Raw genomic sequence first — 3,379 nt, forward strand, 5'->3', positions numbered from 1 at the left:
CACCCACCAACTCCACATCACCCACCACCACAGACGAATCACCCACCACCGCACGCAACACACTCACCAAACGCTCCGCAAAACCATCCACCGTCGACCGATCGAACAAATCCGTCGCAAACGTGAACTCCGCGTTGATCTCTGCCGGACGGCCGTCCGCGGTCGTGCCGTCGAAGATGGTCAATTGGAGATCGGTCTTGGCCAGCGGCGAATTGACATCGACCGGAGCAAGCGTCAACCCCGGTAGTTCGAGGCTGGCTCGGGTCATGTTCTGGAACGACAGACCGACCTGGAACAACGGGTTTCGGGCCGTCGACCGAACCGGGTTGAGCACCTCCACCAACCGCTCGAACGGCACATCCGCATGCGCGAACGCCTGCAGATCGGTTTCCCGGGTCTGCGCCAACAACTCCTCGAACGTCATCGAAGAATCGACCCGACTACGGAAGACCAAGGTGTTGACGAACATCCCGATCATGTCGTCCAATGCCTTGTCCCCGCGACCGGCGACCGGAGTGCCCACGGCAATATCCGATACATTCGACAGCCTGGCCAGCAATACGGCGAATGCAGCGTGCATCGTCATGAACAATGTCGTGTGGTGCCTGCGTGACAGTTCCAGAAGCGCACGGTGGAGCTCTGCATCCACGGTGAACCGAACGGAATCGCCACGGAAGCTCTGATGCGCGGGTCGAGGTCGATCCGACGGCATGTCCAGCTGGTCCGGCAGCCCGGCCAGTGCGGCCTTCCAATACGACACCTGCTGCGAGGCAATCGAATCCGGATCTTTCTCGCTGCCGAGGGTCTCGCGCTGCCACAACGCATAGTCGGCGTACTGCACCGGCAACGGAGCCCAACCAGGGGCCTCACCGGCAGAACGCGCCGCATACGCCACCATCACATCACGTACGAGGGGCGCCATCGATGCACCATCCGCGGACACGTGATGGATGACGAACGCAAGGACATAGTCGTCGTCTGCCAACTTGAACAGCTTCGCGGCCCGCGGAATCTCGGTTGTAACGTCGAAGGCAGTCATCATCAGATCGATGACGCGTCGCCGGATGTCGACCTCCTGGACATCGACGACCGCCAGGTCTGCATCCGCCTCTTCGACGTGCAAGATTTCCTGGCGTGGACCGTCCAGCGAATCCGGATAGATCGTGCGAAGAGACTCGTGGCGCGCAATGAGGTCCATCATGGCTGCCTCGAGGGCTGCGACGTTCAGTTCACCACTCAGCCGAACTGCGAACGGAATATTGTCCACTGCCGATGTGGTGTCGTACTGGTTGAGGAACCAATAGCGCTGCTGCGCAAGCGATAGCGGAATCCGCTCCGGTCTGGCCACTGCGATGAGCGCCCGCACGCTGCCACTACCGACCTGGCTGGCGATGCGCGTGGCGAGGTCGGCGACGCTGGACGCCTCGAACAGCTCGCGCACGCCGATCTTCGTGTTGAGAACCTGCCCCAACCGGGAAACCAGTTGAGTCGCGATCAACGAGTTGCCACCGAGTTCGAAGAAGTCATCGTCGAGTCCTACTCGCTCGAGACCGAGAACTCCCGCGAAGGTATCGGCAACGATTTCCTCCACCGGTGTGGTGGGTGCGCGGAACTCCTTGATCACCACAACAGGGGCCGGCAACGCCTTGCGATCGAGCTTCCCGCTCGATCCGAGCGGAAACTCCTCGAGCTCGACGAAAACGGACGGCACCATGTACTCGGCCAACTTGGAGCCGAGGGCAGCCCGAACCGACGCGCTGTCGAAGTCCGCAGCGTCCGTGACGACGTAGGCAACCAGTTGCTCATCTCGGACCAATACCGCCGCCTGAGAAATCGAGTTCTGTTCCAGCAGAATGGTCTCGATCTCGCCGAGCTCGATGCGCAAACCGCGGAGCTTGACCTGGAAGTCACTGCGACCCACGTAGTCGAGCTCACCGCGAGCGTTCCACCGAACGACATCACCCGTTCGGTAGAGCCGCTCACCTCGAACGCGGGCCTCCGGCACCGGATGCGCGACGAACCGATCTGCTGTCAGGTCGGGACGGCCGACGTATCCGCGCGCCAACTGCACGCCCGCGAGATAGAGCTCTCCCTCGACCCCAACGGGCACTGGAGAAAGGCGACGATCCAACACGAAGACACGGGTGTTCCACACTGGTGCACCAATGGGGATGACCGACTCGTCCGGCCGCACCTCATGGAAGGTGACGTCGACCGCTGCTTCTGTCGGGCCGTACAGGTTGTGCAGCGAAATGTGCGGCAGGGCTGAGAACACTCGCTGGGCTGTGGCCGCCGGAAGAGCTTCGCCGGATGCGAATATCATCCGCAGACTCGGCAATCGAGTCCCGCGCGCCTCGAGTTCGGAGACGAAGACCGCAAGCATCGACGGAACGAAGTGCATGGTGGTCACGGATTCGTCGGCGATCAGCCGGGCGAGATAGTTCGGATCGCGATGGCCGTCGGGAATCGCGACGACGACGGAAGCACCCACCTGAAGCGCCCAGAAGAACTCCCAGACGGATACATCGAAGGTGAACGGAGTCTTCTGCAACACCACGTCGCTACCAGTGAGTTGGTAAGTGTCCTGCATCCACAGAAGTCGGTTGACGATCGCCTCATGCGAAACCGCCACACCCTTCGGCCGACCCGTCGACCCCGACGTGAAAATCACATACGCCGCATTCGACCCCCGCAACACCGACAACCGCTCACCATCCCCCACAACCTCACCCGAGAACCCCGACACATCCAACGAACCCACATCCACCACCGACACACCAACACCCATACCAGCAAACACACCCACATCCCCACCACCAGAAACCAACACCAACACCGGAGACGCCACCTCCACAATGAACCCATTACGCTCCACCGGCAGATCCGGATCCAAAGGCACATACGCACCACCCGCCACCACCACCGCATACATCCCCACCAACAAATCCACCCCACGCCGCATACCCAACCCCACCAACACCTCAGGACCCACACCCTCACCAATCAACCACCGAGCCAAACGAAACACCCGCTCCCCGAACTCCCCATACGACAACCGCTCACCCCCGAACACCACCGCCACCGCACCCGGAACCTCCACCACCCGATCAACAAACAACGACGCCAACGACACCCCACCGGAACCCGAAACACCCTCCAACACACGAGAAGTCCCATTCCACCCCGACACCACAACATCACGCTCGGCAACACCCAACACACCAATATCACCCACCACCACAGACGAATCCGCCACCACCGCCTCCAACACCCGAACAAACCGCTCCGCAAACAACACCATCGTCGACTCATCGAACAAGTCCGTCGCATACGTCAACGTCGCCGACAACCCCGCAGCACCACCATCGGCATCGAACAA

1 protein-coding gene is annotated in these 3,379 nt (G+C 61.2%); it reads right to left on the bottom strand.

Annotated features, from left to right (window positions below; translation table 11 throughout):
* On the bottom strand, positions 1-3,379 hold a 3,379-nt coding region (locus QMK32_RS25035), incomplete at both ends, for a non-ribosomal peptide synthetase (RefSeq protein ID WP_283478272.1).

Origin of the sequence: Rhodococcus sp. H29-C3, from assembly GCF_030063405.1 — a bacterium.
Classification (GTDB): domain Bacteria; phylum Actinomycetota; class Actinomycetes; order Mycobacteriales; family Mycobacteriaceae; genus Rhodococcoides.